Annotated in this window: 1 protein-coding gene and 1 pseudogene; both read right to left on the bottom strand. The window is 75.1% G+C overall.

The window, feature by feature from the left end; translation table 11 throughout:
• Positions 1 to 273: pseudogene (locus IH13_RS0129100) on the bottom strand (hypothetical protein); the annotation flags it as partial.
• The coding region (locus tag IH13_RS0129105) for an acyl-CoA dehydrogenase family protein (protein ID WP_031089009.1) at positions 270 to 1,054 on the bottom strand (785 nt) is incomplete at its 5' end. The gene IH13_RS0129105 and the pseudogene IH13_RS0129100, both read right to left, overlap by 4 nt.

A 1,054-nucleotide genomic window follows, 5' to 3' on the forward strand; every position in this document is an offset into this window, starting at 1 on the left:
GGCGGGACCGGCCCAGCCGGTGACATAGCGCTCGACCAGGGCGTTGCTGGTCAGGATGTTCATGAAGACGTCCTTGGAGCCGTGTTCCCGGGCGAGGTCCGGGTCATGGTGCACGTCCTGGTAGTCGCGGCTCGCGAGTGCGGTGGCGACGATCAGCGTCCGGGTGAGCGGGACGGACAGCTCGGGGAGCACCTCCCCGGCCGCCACGTCGGCGTAGGCGCGGCTGGGCGGCAGGGCGGTGGCCGCCGTCGCGGGGGCCGGCTGCCGGGTCATGCCGTCACCGCCCCGTGGGTCAGCAGTGCGCCGAGGCGTTCGAGGTCGGCCCCGGCCCCGCCGAGGGTGGTGGAGATCTGCTTGCCCCACAGGAAGTGGCGGTGCACCGGGTAGTCGGTGTCGACGCCGATGCCGCCGTGCACGTGCTGGATCCGGTGGACGGTGTCCAGACCGCCTTCGGTGGCCCACCACTTGGCGACCAGGGCGGCCCGGTCGGCCGTGGGGGCGTCGAAGGGGTCGGCCAGCGCGTCCACGGCGTGCCAGAGCGTGACCCGCATCGCCTCGATGTCGATGTAGCAGTCGGCGAGCTGGTGCTGTACGGCCTGGAAGGTGGCGAGCGGGCGCCCGAACTGCTCGCGCTCGGCCAGGTGGCCGGCCGCGTAGCCCAGCGCGCCTTCCGCCACCCCGGTCTGGACGGCGGCCAGGGCGACGAAGGCGCTCCTGACGAGGTGGGCGACCGCGCCGTCGCCCGGCGTGCCGACCGCCTCGGCCCGTGCGCCGTCGAGCGTCAGGTGGGCGCTCATGTCGTGACTGGTGGTCTCGGCGTTCTCCCAGGCCACCCCGGGGGCGTCCGACTCCACCAGGAAGAGGCCGGGACCGGACGGGGTGGTGGCGGTCACCAGGACGTACCGCGCGCCGGCCGGCGAGGGGACCGCGGCCTTGAGGCCGCCGAGCCGCCAGTGCGGCCCGTCCGCCACGGCTTCGGTACCGGGGCGGAGGGGGTCGGCGGGGCCGAACTCCTCCAGCGCGAGGGTGGGCCGCGCGCTGCCGTCCGCGAGCG

It is taken from the genome of Streptomyces sp. NRRL WC-3549 (assembly GCF_000721935.1).
Taxonomy (GTDB): Bacteria; Actinomycetota; Actinomycetes; order Streptomycetales; family Streptomycetaceae; genus Streptomyces.